This window comes from Sabulicella flocculans, assembly GCF_045449635.1.
Classification (GTDB): Bacteria; Pseudomonadota; Alphaproteobacteria; order Acetobacterales; family Acetobacteraceae; genus Roseococcus.
The window spans coordinates 48,879-64,627 of record NZ_JBJJBR010000001.1; the positions used below are offsets into that span (position 1 = coordinate 48,879).

A 15,749-nucleotide genomic window follows, 5' to 3' on the forward strand; every position below is an offset into this window, starting at 1 on the left:
ATGCATCGCCGCGCCGCCCTCGCCGCCCTGCTCGCCGCCCCGGCCGTGGCCCGCGCCCAGGGCGCGCCGCTGCGCCTGGTGGTGCCCGCGCCGCCCGGCGGCTCCACCGACATCCTCGCCCGCCTGCTGACGGAGCGCGCGGGCGCGGCGCTGGGCCAGGCGGTGGTGGTGGACAACCGCGGCGGCGCCGGCGGCATCATCGGCACCGAGAACGCCGCGCGCTCCGCCCCCGACGGCAACACGGTGGTGCTGGGGCACAACCAGACCCACGCCTCCAACCAGTGGATGGCGCGCAACCTGCCCTATCACGTGGCCGACAGCTTCGCCCCGGTGGCGCGGCTGGCCACGGTGCACCACGCCACCGTGGTGCCGGCGAACTCCCCGGCGCGCGACATGGCGGGGCTGGCGGCGATGGGGCAGGGCGGGCGGCGCGTCACCTACGCCTCCTCCCAGGCCGGCAGCGCCTCGCACGTCATCGCCGAGACCTTCGCGCGGCGCACCGGCATGGATGCCACCCACGTGCCGTATCGCGGCGGCGGGCCGGCCACGCAGGACACGGTGGCCGGCGTGGTGGACTTCTACGTCTCCACCTGGCCCGGCGTGGTGGCGCTGGTGCGCGAGGGGCGGCTGCGGGCGCTGTCCATCGGCGCCCCGGCGCGGCTGGCGGATTTCCCGAACCTGCCCACGGCGGCCGAGGCCGGCATGCCCTTCATGGCGGTGGACGCCTGGTTCGGCCTGTTCGCCCCCGCCGGCACCGACCCGGCGCGGGTGGAGCGCCTGTCCGCCGCCTTCCTGGGCGCGCTGGAGGGCGAGGGCATGGCGCCGCGCCTCGCGCAGTCCGGGCTGAACCCCGCCCCGCTGCCCCCCGCCCGCTTCGCCGCCTTCCAGCGGGAGGAGATCGCCCGCTGGCGCGAGATGGCGACGCTGACCGGCATCATGATGGAGGGCTGAGGCCCCGCAGCCAGCGCTCCACCTGGCGCGCCTGCCCGGCCGGGCCGGGCAGGGCGTCCAGCGCCGCCGCCTGGGCCGCCGCCGCGGCCGCCCAGGCGGCGTCGTCCTCCAGCAGCCGGGCCAGCGCGGCGGCCAGCGCCTCGGGCGCCGGCTCGGCCAGCAGGGAAAGCCCCTCGCCGGCCAGTCCGCCGCGCGCCTGCACCACCGGCAGGCCGCAGCAGGCCATCTCCAGCAGCGCCGCATCGTCGCCGCCGGGGGCGAAGCACAGCCCGACGCGGGCGGCGCTGTACAGGCGGGCGCGCGCCACCGGGTCCTGCCAGCCGCGCGCCTCGCGCAGGCCGGGGGGCAGGGGGGCGCGGTCGCCCTCCTCCTGCTCGTCCTCCAGGCCGGCGACGGCGATCTCCAGCCCCGGCATCCGCGCCTGCAACTGCGCCAGCGCGGCGAGGCCGAGCGCGTGGCAGCGCAGCGGGTCGTCCGGGCCGGTGCGGAAGGCCACCAGGGTGCGGGCGCGGTGCGTCTCGCCGCGCGGGCGGAAGCGGGCGCGGTCGGGCGCCGGGTCGAAGCGGGGGGCACCCAGCCGCGCGGCCAGGGCGGCGCCGCGCGCCAGCCGGGGCAGCGGGCGGACCTGCGCCGCCTCCGCCCGCAGCCGCGCGGCGCCCAGCGGGTGGCGGGCGGCCTCGTCCTCCTGCGCCAGCTGGGCCAGGGTGGCGCCGGTCAGGCGGGCCAGCGGGTCCAGCGCTTCCAGGCTGGCGGCGTCGGTGCCCAGCAGGATGGCCGCGTCCATCGCCTCCGGCCGCGGGGCCACCGGCAGGGCGGCGCGCAACCCCTCCGGCGGCGGCGCCAGCAGGGCGACGCGGTGGCCCAGCAGCGCCAGCTCCTCGCCCAGGGCCAGCGCCTCGGCCGCCGGTTCCTCCGCCGCCGGCAGGGCCAGCAGGAGGGACAGCGGCGCGGCGGGGGTGGCCTCCCACAGTTCGCGCGCCGCCAGCCAGGCGGCGGCGGCCGCGTCCTCGCCGAACTGGCGCAGGGCGCGGGCGCGGGCGGCGGCGCCCAGCCGGGCGCGCAGCGCGGCGTCGGCGGCCAGCGCGTCCAGCGCCGCCGCCCAGGCCGGGGCATCGGCGGCCAGCATGCCGTCCTCGCCATGGGTGATGGCGGCGGCGTAGGGGGCGGTGGGGCTGGCGATGGAGGGCACGCCGAACAGCGCGGCCTCGAACACCTTCAGCTCGCTCTTGGCCTCGCAGAAGCGCAGCCCGTGCTCCAGCGGCGCCAGGTTGATGTCCACCCGGGCATACAGCGCCAGCATCTGCGGGTGCGGCAGCAGCGGCGCGCGCTCCACCCGCCCGGCCAGGGCGTCCCAGGCCGGGCCCAGGCGCAGGGCGCCCACCAGCAGCAGGCGCATCCGGGGGTGGCGGTGCATCGCCGCCAGCAGCGGCGCCTCCATGCGGGCGAAGTCGCCGCTGTGGGTCCAGGTGCCGGAGAAGTAGCCCAGCGTCACCGCGGCCTCGGCCCGCGCCGGGGCGGTGCGGGCGGCGAGCAGGCGCTCGAACGGGCCGTGGGTGTTGGGCACCACCTGCGCCGGCCGGCCCAGCGCCCGCGCCGCCTCGGCGATGGCGGGGGTGGAGCCGGTGACGGCGTCGGCCAGCAGCAGCGCCTCGCGGTAGCGGCGCAGCCCGGCCAGCGCCTCCTCCCGCTCGCCGCGCGCCATGGCGGAAAGCGAGGTCATCTCCCCCGCCAGGGCGGGGTCGAAGGTCAGGTCGTCCACGTCGTAGACGATGCGCGCGCCCAGGCGGCGGGCGGCGCGGATGGCCGCGGCCAGCTCCGGCCCGTGCGGGGCGCGGAAGGCCACCAGCGTGCCCAGGGCGCCGCAGTGGCGGTGCAGCTCCGCCGCCTCGGCCGGCAGCAGGGTGGCGGCGGCCAGCCCGCGCGCCTCCAGCCCGCCCACCAGGTTCACCACGCGGTAGCGCAGGGATTCGCCCTCCGCCGCGCCGACCAGGAAGGCGACGTCCAGCGGCGGGCGGGAAGGCGCCTCGGCGGGGGCGATGCGGCGGGCGGGCGGGGCGTCCAGCCCCATGGCGCGCAGCAGCCCCTGCACCGCCATGGCGCGGCGGGCGCCGAACCCCGCCTCGCCGATGGCGGCCAGGCAGGAAGCCACCTCGCGCCGGTCGGCCGGGCCGGGGCGGAACAGCGCCTCCATCGGCGCCTGCAGCGCCTGCCGCCAGGGGCGCTCGCGCAGGGCTAGCAGCTCGCGGAAGGCTTGCAGGGCGGCGCCGCGCGCCTCGTCCTCGCGGCCCTCGGCCAGCGCCTCGGCGGCCCAGGCCAGCAGCAGCAGGCGGCGCAGGGCGGCGGTGGGCGGCATGGGGTGGCGGGCGCGCTCGCCGGGCGGGGCGTGCTGCCAGCTCGCCAGCGCCAGGGCGGCGGCCACGCCGCCGGGAGGGCGCAGCCCCAGGATGGCCGGGGCCAGCCGCACCCAGACGCGCAGGTCCGACAGGCGCGACGGCCCGCCCGAGCCCGCATGGTGCAGGCGCTCCAGCACCGGGGCCAGGCGCAGCAGCGCCACCTCCTGCGCCGCGCCGGGCTCCTGCGCCACGGCCAGGAAGAAGGCGGAAGCCGCCAGCAGGCGCTCGCGCCAGGGCTGCGCGGCCAGGCGCCCGGCTTCCAGCGCGCCCAGCGCGGTTTCCAGCGCGCGGGGGAAGTCGGCGGCCGCCGCGGGCTCGCCCAGCAGGGCCGCGGCGGAGAGGGAAAGCACCTGGCGCGCCGCGCCGATGCGCCCCTCGGCCAGCGCCACCTCGCCGCGCAGCAGCGCGGCGGTGTCCTGCGCCTGGCCGAGCTGGTCCGGATGGCCCGGCGGCCGGCCGGAGGCCTGCCAGCCGGCATGGGCGGCGGCGAGGTCGGACAGGCCGGCGCGGGCGTCGCGCGGGTGCTCCTCCAGCCAGCGCTCCTCGTCGAACAGCAGGGCGGCGCCGGCCAGGGTGGCCAGCAGGGGGCGGCCATCGGTGGCGGGCGCCTCGGCCGCGGGCGCGGGCAGCAGCGCCTCGGGCGGCAGGGCCAGCAGGGTGCGGCGCAGCAGCCCGGCGGGCAGGTGGGCGCAGATGGCCGCCGGCAGCTCCGCCGCGCCCTCGATGCCCAGGGTCACGGCGGGCTCGTCCTCGGCCATGGCGGCGGTGGCGCGCAGCGCCGCCAGCAGCCCGGCGCCCGGCGCGTCGCGCAGGTCCAGGCGGAAGCCCGGCCGGGCGCCGGGGGCGAAGGGCGCGATGTCGCCGCGCTCCTCCCCCGTCTTCCCGGCGGCCACGGGCTCGCCGCCGATGCGCACCTCCACCCGCAGCGGGCGGGCCGGGTCGCGCGCGTCCAGCGCCCAGCCGCTGAGCATGAAGCCGGCCGCGAGGTCCAGCCCGGCGCGCCAGCGCGGCCCGTCCGCCAGCCCTTCCAGGGAGTGCGTCGCCTGCTCGGGGGTCATGCCTTGCGTTCCCAGCCCTTGGGGCCCTGCTGCCAGTAGGCGGGGGCGTGGCCGGCGGCGCGGGCGGCCTTCCAGCGGCGCCGCGCGGCCTCCAGCGCCGCCTCGTCGGTGCCGTCGAACAGGTCGAAGCCGCGCTCGTAGAGGGACAGGTGCGCCGATTCGGCGCCGCCCACCAGGAACAGGTGGCGGGCGCCGTTGGGCGGCGGGGCGTCGGTGCCGGTGAGGAAGATGGGCTGCTCCGGCCCGTCCGCGGTGCCGTGCGGCAGCCAGTCCGGCTCCGGGCAGGTCCACAGCGCGGCGTCCAGCGCGCGCAGCCGCTCCTCGTCCGGGCACAGCACCAGGGCACGGGCGGGCAGGGCCAGCACCCGGCCCAGCAGCCGGGGCAGCGCCTGCTCCAGCGTGGAGCGGGTGAGGTGGTAGAAGCCGATCTCGGTCACAGCCGGTGCGGGTCCTCGAAGTGGCGCGCAACCAGCGCGTCCAGCAGGCGCACGCCGAAGCCGGTGGGGCTGCCCTTGGCGGCCAGCCCCGATGCGTCCTCCGCCGCGTCCATGCCGGCGATGTCCAGGTGCGCCCAGGGCACCGCGCCGACGAACTCGCGCAGGAAGGCGGCGGCGTGGGAGGCGTCGGGCAGCAGCCGCCCGCCCCAGGCGCCCGACCCGGCGGGGGCGCATTGCCGGATGTCGGCGATGTCCGAGCGCAGGTCCTCGCGGTGGCGGTTGCCGATGGGCAGCGGCCACAGCTTCTCGCCCACCGCCTCGCCCGCCGCGGCGGCGGCGGTGGACAGGGCGGCGTCGGTGCCGAACAGCCCGGCGCGCTGGTGCCCCAGCGCCACGATGACCGCGCCGGTCAGCGTCGCCAGGTCCAGCACGGCCAGCGGGCGGTGGCGCGCGATGGCCAGGTGCAGCGCGTCCGCCAGGGCCAGCCGCCCCTCGGCGTCGGTGTCCAGCACCTCCACCGTGCGCCCTGAGGCGGTGCGCAGCACGTCGCCGGGCCGGTAGGACCGCGCGCCCAGCGCGTTCTCCGCGATGGCGAGCACCGCGACGGCGGGGCAGGGCGAGCCGCGCCGGGCCAGCGCCAGCATCGCCCCGGCGCAGGCGGCGGCGCCGGCCATGTCGGCGCGCATCGCCTCCATGCCCGCCGCCGGCTTCACCGAGACGCCGCCGGTGTCGAAGGTCAGGCCCTTGCCGACGAAGGCCACCGGCGGGGCGCGGAAGCGGCCGCGCCAGCGGATCTCGGCCAGGAAGGGCCCGCTGCGGGCGGCGCCGCCCACCGCCAGCAGGGCGCCCGCGCCCCGCCGGCGCAGCCAGGCGGCGTCGTGGATGCGGACCTCCAGCCCCTCCGCCTCCAGCGCGCGCAGCCGTTCGGCGAAGGCGGCGGGGTCCAGGCGGTTGCCGGGCTCGGCCACCTGGGTGCGGGTCCAGGCGATGGCGGGCAGCAGCGCGTCCAGCGCGGCCCATTCGGCGGTTTCGGCCGGGCGCACGGCTTCCAGGCGCTGGGTGCGCGGGGCCAGCTTCAGCGCGTCGAACCGCCAGTGGCGCAGCGCCGCGCCCAGGGCGAAGGCCGCGCCGTCCGCCGGGGGCAGGGCGGTGCAGTCCAGCGCCAGCAGCGGCGCCTCCACCGGCGCGGCGGCGACGGCCAGCGCGCCCAGCCTTTCCCAGCCGCGCGCCCCGGCGACGCCCCGCGCGCCGATGCGCGTGCGCGTGCCCTCGGCCCGCTCCACGCCCCAACCCAGGGCGGGGTCGGGGAGGAGGAGGTGCGCGCCCTCCGGCGGGCGGCGGCGGCGGCGCATCAGCCCTCGTGGTGCTCGGCCACCAGCCGGTCCAGCAGGCGCACGCCGAAGGCGGTGGCGCCCTTGGGGCAGGTGGCGGTGTCCTTGCTGCTCCAGGCGGTGCCGGCGATGTCCAGGTGCGCCCAGGGCCGGCCCTGCACGAAGCGGCCGATGAAGTGCGCGGCGGTGATGGAGGAGCCGGGCCGGCCGGACACGTTCTTCATGTCGGCGATGTCGGACTTCAGCTGCTTGTCGTAGGCGTCGCCCATCGGCATGCGCCACACCGCCTCGCCCGTCGCGCGGCCGGCGGCCTCCAGCCTGGCGGCCAGGGCGTCGTCGTTGCTGAACAGGCCCGCGTGCTCGTGGCCCAGCGCGATGATGATGGCCCCGGTCAGCGTCGCCAGGTCCACCACGGCGGCGGGGTCGAAGCGCTCGATGGCGTAGTGGATGACGTCGGCCAGCACCAGCCGGCCCTCGGCGTCGGTGTTGATGACCTCGATGGTCTGGCCGGAGGCGGACTTCACCACGTCGCCCGGGCGCTGGGCGGTGCCGGAGGGCATGTTCTCCACCAGCCCGACCAGCGCCACCACGTCGGCGCGCGCCTTGCGCCCGGCGATGGCGGCCATGGCGCCGATCACCGCGCCGGCGCCGGCCATGTCCCACTTCATGTCCTCCATGCCGGCGGCGGGCTTGATGGAGATGCCGCCGGTGTCGAAGGTCACGCCCTTGCCGACCAGCGCCAGCGGCTTGGCGCCCTTGCGGCCGCCCTTCGCCCCCTCGGCGCCGTTCCAGCGCATCACCACCATGCGGGCCTCGTTGGCGCTGCCCTGGGCCACGCCCAGCAGGGCGCCGAAGCCCAGGCGGCGCATCTCCTTGGGGCCCAGCACCTCCACCTGCACGCCCAGCCGCGTCAGCTCCAGGCAGCGCTCGGCCAGCACGGCGGGGGTCAGCACGTTGGGCGGCTCGCTGGTCAGCTCGCGGGCCAGGAAGACGCCGTCGGCCACCGGCTTCAGCGCCGCGAAGGCAGCCTTGGCGCCGCCGGAATCCGGCCCGGCCAGCACCAGCCGCGCCAGCTTCGGCTTGTCCTCCGGCTTCTCCGTGGTGCGGTAGCGGTCGAAGCGCCAGGAGCGCAGCAGCGCGCCCATGGCCAGCTGCGCGGCCTCCTGCCCGGTCAGCCCCTCGGCCAGCACGGTGGCCGTGGGCTCGTTCGACAGGTGGGGCACCAGGGCGCCGCCGGCTTCCTCCGCCTTGAAGCCGTCGCGCTGGCCCATGCCGGTCACCACCACCCGCGTCAGCCCGGCGACGGGGGCGTAGAGGGTGACCGACTGCCCCTTGCGCCCCTTGAAGGCGGCGGCGTCGAGGGCGCGCGTCAGCGCCCCGCCCGCCGCGGCGTCCAGCGCGGCGGCCTGGCCGGCCGGCGCCTCGCCCTCGAACAGGGGCAGCACCACCGCCCCTGCCTTGGGCAGGGCGGGCTTGGCGAAGGCGATGTCCAGCATGGGGGCTCCCGGAATCATGTCGTCTGTCGGGGGCAGCCTAGGCCCTGCCGCGCGTTGCGTCACGCCGGGCACGGGGATAGGCAGCACCGCATGGAGCATGCAGCGGCCCTGGAAGTGATGGCGCGCCTGGCGCGCGCGGCGGGGGAGGCGATCATGTCCGTCCGCCGCGCCGGCTTCGCGGTGGAGCGCAAGAGCGACCACAGCCCCGTCACCGCCGCCGACCGCCTGGCCGAGACCATCATCACCGAGGGCCTGCTGGACGCCTTCCCCGGCATCCCCGTGGTGGCGGAGGAGGCGTGCAGCGACGGCGCCCCGCCGCCGGTGGCGCCACGCTTCTGGCTGGTGGACCCGCTGGACGGCACGCGCGAGTTCGCCGCCGGCCGCGACGAGTTCTGCGCCTGCATCGCCCTGGTGGAGGACGGCTTCCCCGTGCTGGGGGTGCTGGGCGAATCCGCGCGCGGCCTGGTGCATGCCGGCGGGCAGGGCCTGGGCGCCTGGACGGAGGACGCGGAGGGCGCGCGCCGCCCGCTGGCCGCCCGCCCGCCGCCGCCGGACGGGCTGGTGGTGGTGGACAGCGTCTCCCACCGCGACGCCGCGGCCACCGACGCCTTCTGCGCCGCCCTGCGGGTGCGCGAGGTGCGGCGCATCGGCTCGGCGCTGAAGTTCGCCCGGCTGGCGGCGGGCGAGGCCGACGTCTCGCCCCGGCTGAACGGCACCATGATGGAATGGGACGTGGCGCCCGGCCAGGCGCTGCTGGAAGCCGCCGGCGGCGCCGTGCTGGACCCGCAGGGCCACCGCCTGCGCCACGGCAAGCCCGGCTACCGGCAGGGGGGGTTCGTCGCCTGGGGAAGGCGCAAGTGATGGGCCTGGGGAAGGCGCGAATGATGGGCCCGGGGAAGGCGCAAGTGATGGGCCTGAGGAAGGCGCGGGCGATGGCCCCGGGACGGCGCGGGTGACCGCGCTGCTGCACGACGCCGCGGAGGCCGCCGCCCTGCTGCGCGCCGGCGAACTGGTCGCCTTCGCCACCGAGACGGTCTACGGCCTGGGCGCCGACGCGCGGAACGACCGCGCGGTGGCCGCCATCTTCGAGGCCAAGGGCCGGCCGCACTTCAACCCGCTCATCTGCCACTTCCCCGACGCCGAGGCCGCCTGGGCCGAGGTGCGCGCCGACGGCCGCGCCCGCGCCCTGGCCGCCGCCTTCTGGCCCGGCCCGCTGACGCTGGTGCTGCCGCGCCGGGCCGACAGCCGGGTTGCGCTGCTGGCGGGGGCGGGGCTGGACACGCTGGCGCTGCGCGTGCCCGCCCACCCGCAGGCCCTGGCCCTGCTGCGCGCCGCCGGGACGCCGGTGGCCGCGCCCTCGGCCAACCGCTCGGGCCGCGTCTCGCCCACCAGCAGCGCCCACGTGCTGGAGGAGCTGTCCGGCCGCGTCGCCGCGGTGCTGGAGGGCGGGGAGTGCGCCGTCGGGGTGGAGTCGAGCGTGCTGGACCTGTCCTCGCCCGGTGGGGCGGCGCTGCTGCGGCCCGGCGGCGTGCCGGCCGAGGCCATCGCGGCGGTGGTCGGGCCGGTGGGGCGGCCGGTGCCGCCGGGGGCGGGGCCGGCGCCCACCCACCGCTCGCCGGGGCTGCTGCTGTCGCACTACGCGCCCACTCTGCCGCTGCGGCTGGAGGCGGACGCCGCCGCGCCGGACGAGGCGCTGCTGGCCTTCGGCCCCGCCCCGCCGGGGGCGGGCGCGCTGTTCCAGCTTTCCGCGGCGCGCGACCTGCGCGAGGCGGCGGCGCGCCTGTTCGCCGGGCTGCGCGCGCTGGACGCCGCGGGCCAGCGCCAGGGCCTGCGCGGCATCGCCGCCATGCCCATCCCCGCCGAGGGGCTGGGCGAGGCCATCCGCGACCGGTTGGCCCGCGCGGCGGCGCCGCGGTGAGGAAAGACGCGGCGGCGCCGCGGTGAGGACGGACGCGGCGGCGCGGCGGTGACTCGCGCGGCCCGGCGCGGGGCGCTATGACCCGGCCATGCCGCTCGACGCCCTTCCCCCCGGCTTCGCCGACATCCTCGGGCCTTCCGGCCTGCTGACGGGTGCCGACATGGACGCGCACCTGGCCGATTGGCGCGGGCTGTACCGCGGCCAGGCCATGGCGGTGCTGCGCCCCGCGAGCACGGAGCAGGTGGCGGCCTGCGTGAAGCTCTGCGCCGCGCAGGGCATCCGCATCTTCCCGCAGGGCGGCAACACCTCCATGGTCGGCGGCGCCACCCCGCCCGACGCCCCGCGCCAGGTGGTGCTGAGCCTCGCGCGGATGAACCGCGTGCTGGAGGTGGACGTGGCCGACATGACCATGACGGTCGAGGCCGGGCTGGTGCTCGCCCACGCCCAGCAGGCGGCGGCGGAGCACGGCGCGCTGTTCCCGCTGAGCCTGGGCGCCGAGGGCACGGCGATGATCGGCGGCCTGCTTTCCACCAATGCCGGCGGCAACACCACCGTGCGCTACGGCAATGCGCGCGAACTCATGCTGGGGCTGGAGGTGGTGCTGCCCGACGGCAGCGTGATTGAGGGTCTGCGGCGGCTGCGCAAGGACAACACCGGCTACGCGCTGCGCCACCTGTTCGTGGGCGCCGAGGGCACGCTGGGCATCATCACCAAGGCGGTGCTGCGCCTGTTCCCCGCCCCGAAGGAGACTGCCACCGCCCTGTGCGCCTGCCCGGACGAGGACGCGGCCCTGGCGCTGTTCCGCCGCTTCTGCGCCGCCGACGAGGGCGCGGTGCGCGCCTTCGAGTACATGTCCGGCATCGGCATGGGCCTGGTGCTGGACACCATCGAGGGCGTCACCTTGCCGCTGTCCGCGCCGGCGGCGCACTACGCGCTGGTGGACCTTTCCGCCAGCCGGGAGGGCGCCGGCCTGCGCGCGCTGATGGAATCGGTGCTGGAGGCGGCGCTGGAGGCCGGGGAGGTGACCGACGCCGCCCTGGCCGAATCCGAGGCGCAGCGCCAGGCCATCTGGAAGCTGCGCGAGGAGCACCCGGAGGCGCAGAAGCGCGCCGGCGCCAGCGTCAAGAGCGACGTGAGCGTGCCCGTCTCCGCCGTGCCCGCCCTGATCCGCGAGGCCTCGGCCGCCTGCCGCGCGCTGATTCCCGGCGCCCGGCCGGTGCCCTTCGGCCACATGGGGGATGGCAACATCCACATGAACCTGCAGCAGCCGGAAGGGATGGACGCCGGGGCCTTCCTGGCCCGCGCGCACGACATCATGGACGCGGTGAACGCGGTGGTGCGCCGCCTCGGCGGCTCCTTCTCCGCCGAGCACGGGGTGGGCCGGCTCAAGACCGACATGCTGGCCGAATGGCGCGGCGGGGCGGAATACGCCGCCATGCGCGCCATCAAGGCGGCGCTGGACCCCCAGGGCCTGCTCAACCCGGGCGTGGTGTTCCCGGCGCCGTGAGGCGGCTGGACACCTACGTCATGCGCCAGCTGCTGGTGGCGCTGCTGGCGGTGACCGTGGGGCTGGCGGCGCTGGTCTGGCTGACGCAATCGCTGCGCTTCATCGAGCTGGTGCTGGACCGCGGCCTGAGCATCTGGGTGTTCCTGGAGCTGACCGGGCTGCTGCTGCCCGGCTTCTTCGGCGTCATCCTGCCCATCACCACCTTCGTGGTGACGCTGTTCACCTACGTGCGCCTCGCCTCCGACCGCGAGCTGGTGGTGATGCGCGCCGCCGGGCTGTCGGACGCGCAGCTGGCCAAGCCCGCGCTCCTCGTCGCCTCGCTGGCCATGGCGCTTTGCTTCCTGCTGAACCTGTGGCTCACCCCGGCCTCGGCCCAGGCCTTCCGCGAATGGCAGTTCGAGATCCGCAACCAGATGGCCGGGCTGCTGCTGCAGGAAGGCGTGTTCAGCGCGGTGGGCGAGGACCTGACGGTCTACGCCCGCGACCGCGACGGCGAGGGCAACCTGCGCGGCATCCTGGTGCATGACGCGCGCGAGCGCGGCGCCCCGGTGACCATCATCGCCGAGAGCGGGCGCATCACCCAGGGCGCCACCGGGCCCCGCGTGGTGCTGGTGAACGGCCAGCGCCAGCAGCTGGAGCGCGTGCAGCAGCCCGACGGCACGGTGCAGACCCGCCTGTCCGTGCTCAGCTTCGCCGAGAACTCGCTGGACCTGGCGCGCGCCACCCGCGCCGAGCAGAGCCGCTTCCGCAACGCCCAGGAACGCACCCTGGGCGAGCTGCTGCACCCCGAGCCGGAGATCGGCACCCGCGACCGCCGCCGCTTCCTGGCCGAGGCGCATTCCCGCCTGGCCGGGCCCTTCACCGCGGTGGGCTTCGCGCTGATGGCGCTGGCGGTGGCGCTGGGCGCGGGCTTCCGCCGGCATGGCGGGGCGCTGCCCCTGGCGCTGGGCACGCTGCTGATGGTGGCGCTGCTCGCGGCAGGGCTGGGCATCGGCTCGGTGGCGGCGCGGCAGCCCAAGCTCATCTTCCTGATCTGGCTGCACGCGCTGCTGCCGGGCCTCGCCTCGGCCTGGGTGCTGGCCGGCCGGCCGGGCCTGTCCAACCGCCTGCGGGCGTGGTCGCGATGATCGCCGCGCCGACGCTCACCCTCTACGTCGCCCGCCGCTTCCTGGGGGCGACCCTGACGATGCTGATGGCGCTGACCCTGCTGGTGAGCATGTTCGACTTCATCGAGCTGCTGCGTCGCGGCGCCACCCGGCCGGACGCCACCTTCGCCCTGGTGGCCACCATCGCCGCGCTGCGCATGCCCTTCGTGGCGACGCAGATCATGCCCTTCGCCATCCTGCTGGGCGGCATCCTGGCCTTCTGGCGCCTCGCGCGCTCCTCCGAGCTGATCGTGGCCCGCGCGGCCGGCATCTCGGCCTGGGGCTTCCTGTCGGGGCCGATGCTGGTGGCCATCCTGTTCGGCACGGTGGCGGTGGCCGCCGTCTCGCCCATCTCCTCCGCCCTGCTGTCGCGCGCCGAACGGCTGGACGCCTCCTTCCTGCGCGCGGGCGGCGGCGTCACCGCCCTGGCCGGCGGGCGGCTGTGGCTGCGCCAGGCCGACCGCGGGCTGGAGCCGGGGGGGGTGGCCATCGTCTCGGGCCGGCCCGCGCGGCTGCTGGCCACCGACCGCGCCGAGTTCACCCTGGCGGAGGTCTCCATCTGGCGCCTTTCCGCTGGGGACCGCGTGCTGGCGCGCATCGAGGCGCCGCGCGCCCGCCTGCAGCCCGGCGCCTGGCTGCTGGAGGACGCCACCGCCTTCCTGCCCGGCGAGCGCCAGGGCCGCCCGGCGGAGGCGCTCTCCCTGCCCACCGACCTGACGCCCGACCGCATCGAGGACAGCTTCGCCTCGCCCGACACGCTGTCCTTCTGGGCGCTGCCCGGCTTCATCGCGGTGCTGGAGCAGGCCGGCTTCTCGGCGCTGCGGCACCGGCTGCAGTACCAGTCCATGCTGTCCACCCCCGTGCTGGCCATGGCGATGGCGCTGCTGGCGGCCGGTTTCTCCATGCGCCATTCCCGCCGCGGCGGGGTGGGGCGGATGATCGGCGCCGGGGTGGCGGCCGGCTTCGCCCTGTTCATGCTGGACCGCATCACCGGCGAGTTCGGGGAAAGCGGCGCCCTGCCGGTGGCCATCGCCGCCTGGGTGCCGGCCGCCACCGGCCTGCTCGCCGCGCTGGCGCTGCTGGTCTATCAGGAGGACGGATGAGCGCGCCGCCCCCCCTCCTGCCGCACCGCATGCCGCGCCGCGCGCGCCGGGGCGGCGCCTCCGCTCTGCGGCGGGCGCTGCTGGGCGGCGTCGCGCTGGCAGCGCTGAGCCTGGGCACGGCGGGCGAGGCGCAGCAGCCCGGCAGCCTGTCCGAGCTGAGCCGCCTGGCCGACCCGCAGGGCGGCCTGCCCGGCCCGGTGCTGCGCGACCTGCCCGACGTGCCGGCCGCCCCCGCCGCCCCGCGCAGCGAGGCCGAGCCCGCCGCCGCCGACGCCCCGGTGACCTTCACCGCCGAGGAGGTGGAGTACGACCGCGAATCCGGCGTGGTGACCGCCCGCGGCCGCGTCGAGGCCTGGCAGGGCGAGCGCTTCCTGCGCGCGCGCGAGTTCATCTACAACCGCGAGACCGGCGTGGCCGTGCTGCGCGGCGAGGTGCAGCTGATCGAGGCCGACGGCCAGGTCTTCTTCGCCGAGGAAGTGGAGCTGCAGGACGGCTTCAAGGACGGCGTGCTGCGCGAGGTGCGCGCCCGGCTGGCGCAGAACGCCCGCATGGCCGGCAACGGCGCCCGGCGCACCGGCGGCACCGTCACCGACCTGTCGCGCGTGGTCTACTCCTCCTGCAACCTGTGCGCCGAGGACCCGGAGCGGCCGCCGCTGTGGCAGATGCGCGCCCGCCTGGCCACGCAGGACCGCGACGCCCAGCGCATCTCCTACCGCGACGCCACCATCGCCATCGGCGGGGTGCCGGTGCTCTACACGCCCTTCTTCTCCCACCCCGACCCGCAGACGCCGCGCGCCTCGGGCTTCCTGTTCCCCACGCTGGGCTACACCCGCTTCCTCGGCGCCTTCGCGCAGACGCCGTATTTCTGGGCGATCGACGAGCAGCAGGACCTGCTGGTGACGCCCACCATCGCCGAGAAGGTGCTGCCCAACATCGGCCTGGAATACCGCCGCCGCTTCAACGCGGGCGAACTGCAGGCTCAGGGCTCCGTCGGCTACTTCGACGGCAACGACGCCCGGCGCCTGTCGGCCGGCACCCGGCGCAGCGAGGAGCTGTCGGGCCACATCTTCGCCCGCGGCCGCGTCACGCTGAACGAGAACTGGCGGGCGGGCTTCAACCTGAACCGCGCGTCCTCCGAGCAGTACCTGCGAACCTACCGCTTCGAGGTGCGGCGCTTCCTCACCAGCGACGTCTACCTGGAAGGCTTCTGGGGCACCGAGGCCTATGCCCGCTTCGACGTGCGCGCCTACCAGGGGCTGCGCACCACGGACAATTTCGAGCAGACGCCGCTGGTCACGCCCAACGCGTTCTACGAGTGGGCGCCGGGGCGCAAGTACCTGGGCGGCAACCTGGTGGTGGACACCGGCCTGCTGGGCCTGACCCGCACCGCCGGCCCCTGGAGCCAGCGCGCCACCACCCGCGTGAGCTGGGACCGCCCCATGGTCGGCGGCTTCGGCGAGGTGTGGACGGTGCGCGCCCAGGGCGACGCCCGCGGCCTGCTGGCCCGCAACCAGGAGAAGCTCTCCACCCCCCAGCCCGGTGTGAACGGGGAGCACGTGGACGGCAACTTCCGCCTGGCGCTCGACTGGCGCCTGCCGATGGTGCGCGACGCCGGCCAATGGGGCCGCCAGACCATCGAGCCGCGCCTGCAGGTGGTCACCGGCCCCAGCACCGGCCGGCAGACCGACTTCGCCAACGAGGACAGCCTGGACTTCGAGTTCAGCGACGCCAACCTGTTCTCGCTCAACCGCTTCACCGGGCGCGACCGCTACGAGGGCGGCACCCGCGTGGACGGCGCCTTCCGCGGCGCCTGGGACCTGCCCAATGGCGGCCGGCTGGAAGGCCTGGCCGGGCGCTCCTTCCGGCTGAACGAATCGCAGCAATTCCCGCAGAACACGGGGCTGGAGCGCCGCTGGTCGGACTACGTGGCGCGCGTCGGCGTCACGCCTGTCTCCTGGCTGTCCTTCACCGGGCGGACGCGGCTGGACAGCCAGTCCGGCCAGCACCGGCAGTCGGACATCGTGGCGCGGCTGGACCTCGGGCGGGTGGGGCCGCTGGACAATGTGGCGCTGTGGGGCGGCTACCTCTACTCGCCGCCCTTCGCCTTCGCCGGGGGCGAGCGCACGCGCAACGAGGCCTCCTTCGGCGTCAGCGGCGCCTACCGCACGCGGCAGGGCGGCACGTGGCGCCTTTCGGCGCAGGTGCGCTACGACGTGCAGCGGCAGGAAACGGTGCTGATCACCGCCGCCGGCGGCTATGAGGACGAGTGCTTCATCCTGGAAGGCCGCCTGCTGCGCCGCTTCGCCTCCGACCCCTCCACCGGGGCGGAATACGCCGGCAACACGGTGTTCCTGGTGCGGGTGGGCCTGAAGACGGTGGGCGACTACTTCCTGCGCGCCATCTGAGGGCG

General features: G+C 76.9%; 11 protein-coding genes. 7 read left to right on the forward strand and 4 right to left on the reverse strand.

Going from position 1 to position 15,749, the window contains the following annotated elements:
* On the forward strand, nucleotides 1–951 hold the full coding sequence (locus tag ACI6QG_RS00340; RefSeq protein WP_407022569.1) for a Bug family tripartite tricarboxylate transporter substrate binding protein: 951 nt from the start codon (nucleotides 1–3) through the stop codon (nucleotides 949–951).
* Here ACI6QG_RS00340 and ACI6QG_RS00345 read toward each other — a convergent pair.
* The 4 genes from ACI6QG_RS00345 to ACI6QG_RS00360 are packed head-to-tail and all read right to left on the reverse strand — an operon-like array spanning nucleotide 935 to nucleotide 7,666.
* Complete coding sequence (locus tag ACI6QG_RS00345; RefSeq protein WP_407022570.1) at nucleotides 935–4,402, reverse strand: glycosyltransferase family protein; 3,468 nt, start codon at nucleotides 4,400–4,402, stop codon at nucleotides 935–937. The two genes, ACI6QG_RS00340 and ACI6QG_RS00345, sit on opposite strands and share 17 nt — an antisense overlap.
* Entirely contained in the window at nucleotides 4,399–4,839 is a 441-nt protein-coding gene (locus ACI6QG_RS00350; protein ID WP_407022571.1) for a DNA polymerase III subunit chi, read from the reverse strand. Before ACI6QG_RS00350 ends, ACI6QG_RS00345 begins: the two co-directional genes overlap by 4 nt.
* The gene (locus ACI6QG_RS00355; RefSeq protein WP_407022572.1) at nucleotides 4,836–6,191 is read right to left on the reverse strand and encodes a leucyl aminopeptidase family protein; all 1,356 of its coding nucleotides are present in this window, start codon (nucleotides 6,189–6,191) and stop codon (nucleotides 4,836–4,838) included. Before ACI6QG_RS00355 ends, ACI6QG_RS00350 begins: the two co-directional genes overlap by 4 nt.
* On the reverse strand, nucleotides 6,191–7,666 hold the full coding sequence (locus ACI6QG_RS00360) for a leucyl aminopeptidase (RefSeq protein ID WP_407022573.1): 1,476 nt from the start codon (nucleotides 7,664–7,666) through the stop codon (nucleotides 6,191–6,193). Before ACI6QG_RS00360 ends, ACI6QG_RS00355 begins: the two co-directional genes overlap by 1 nt.
* A gap of 90 nt (nucleotides 7,667–7,756) precedes the next feature.
* Here ACI6QG_RS00360 and ACI6QG_RS00365 point away from each other — a divergent pair, with 90 nt between their 5' ends.
* The 6 genes from ACI6QG_RS00365 (at nucleotide 7,757) to ACI6QG_RS00390 (ending at nucleotide 15,744) form a co-directional block, all read left to right on the forward strand.
* Entirely contained in the window at nucleotides 7,757–8,527 is a 771-nt protein-coding gene (locus tag ACI6QG_RS00365; protein ID WP_407022574.1) for a 3'(2'),5'-bisphosphate nucleotidase CysQ family protein, read from the forward strand.
* Between the two features lie 91 nt (nucleotides 8,528–8,618).
* On the forward strand, nucleotides 8,619–9,584 hold the full coding sequence (locus ACI6QG_RS00370; RefSeq protein WP_407022575.1) for an L-threonylcarbamoyladenylate synthase: 966 nt from the start codon (nucleotides 8,619–8,621) through the stop codon (nucleotides 9,582–9,584).
* 88 nt (nucleotides 9,585–9,672) lie between these two features.
* A complete protein-coding gene (locus tag ACI6QG_RS00375; RefSeq protein ID WP_407022576.1) occupies nucleotides 9,673–11,091 on the forward strand; it encodes an FAD-binding oxidoreductase in 1,419 nt (472 codons plus the stop codon).
* Nucleotides 11,088–12,218, forward strand: a complete 1,131-nt coding sequence (gene lptF, locus ACI6QG_RS00380; RefSeq protein WP_407022577.1) for an LPS export ABC transporter permease LptF — start codon at nucleotides 11,088–11,090, stop codon at nucleotides 12,216–12,218. The genes ACI6QG_RS00375 and lptF overlap by 4 nt, the downstream gene beginning before the upstream one ends.
* Nucleotides 12,215–13,339 (forward strand): LPS export ABC transporter permease LptG, encoded by a 1,125-nt coding sequence (gene lptG / locus ACI6QG_RS00385; RefSeq protein ID WP_407022578.1) that lies wholly within the window; start codon nucleotides 12,215–12,217, stop codon nucleotides 13,337–13,339. Before lptF ends, lptG begins: the two co-directional genes overlap by 4 nt.
* Nucleotides 13,336–15,744, forward strand: a complete 2,409-nt coding sequence (locus ACI6QG_RS00390; RefSeq protein ID WP_407022579.1) for an LPS-assembly protein LptD — start codon at nucleotides 13,336–13,338, stop codon at nucleotides 15,742–15,744. Before lptG ends, ACI6QG_RS00390 begins: the two co-directional genes overlap by 4 nt.
* The last annotated feature ends 5 nt before the right edge of the window (nucleotides 15,745–15,749 follow it).

Coding starts and splice junctions, on each gene's coding strand:
- ACI6QG_RS00340 (WP_407022569.1), top strand. CDS start 1: ATGCATCGCCGCGCCGCCCTCGCCGCCCTGCTCGCCGCCCCGGCCGTG.
- ACI6QG_RS00345 (WP_407022570.1), bottom strand. CDS start 4,402: ATGACCCCCGAGCAGGCGACGCACTCCCTGGAAGGGCTGGCGGACGGG.
- ACI6QG_RS00355 (WP_407022572.1), bottom strand. CDS start 6,191: ATGCGCCGCCGCCGCCGCCCGCCGGAGGGCGCGCACCTCCTCCTCCCC.
- ACI6QG_RS00360 (WP_407022573.1), bottom strand. CDS start 7,666: ATGCTGGACATCGCCTTCGCCAAGCCCGCCCTGCCCAAGGCAGGGGCG.
- ACI6QG_RS00365 (WP_407022574.1), top strand. CDS start 7,757: ATGGAGCATGCAGCGGCCCTGGAAGTGATGGCGCGCCTGGCGCGCGCG.
- ACI6QG_RS00375 (WP_407022576.1), top strand. CDS start 9,673: ATGCCGCTCGACGCCCTTCCCCCCGGCTTCGCCGACATCCTCGGGCCT.
- lptG (WP_407022578.1), top strand. CDS start 12,215: ATGATCGCCGCGCCGACGCTCACCCTCTACGTCGCCCGCCGCTTCCTG.
- ACI6QG_RS00390 (WP_407022579.1), top strand. CDS start 13,336: ATGAGCGCGCCGCCCCCCCTCCTGCCGCACCGCATGCCGCGCCGCGCG.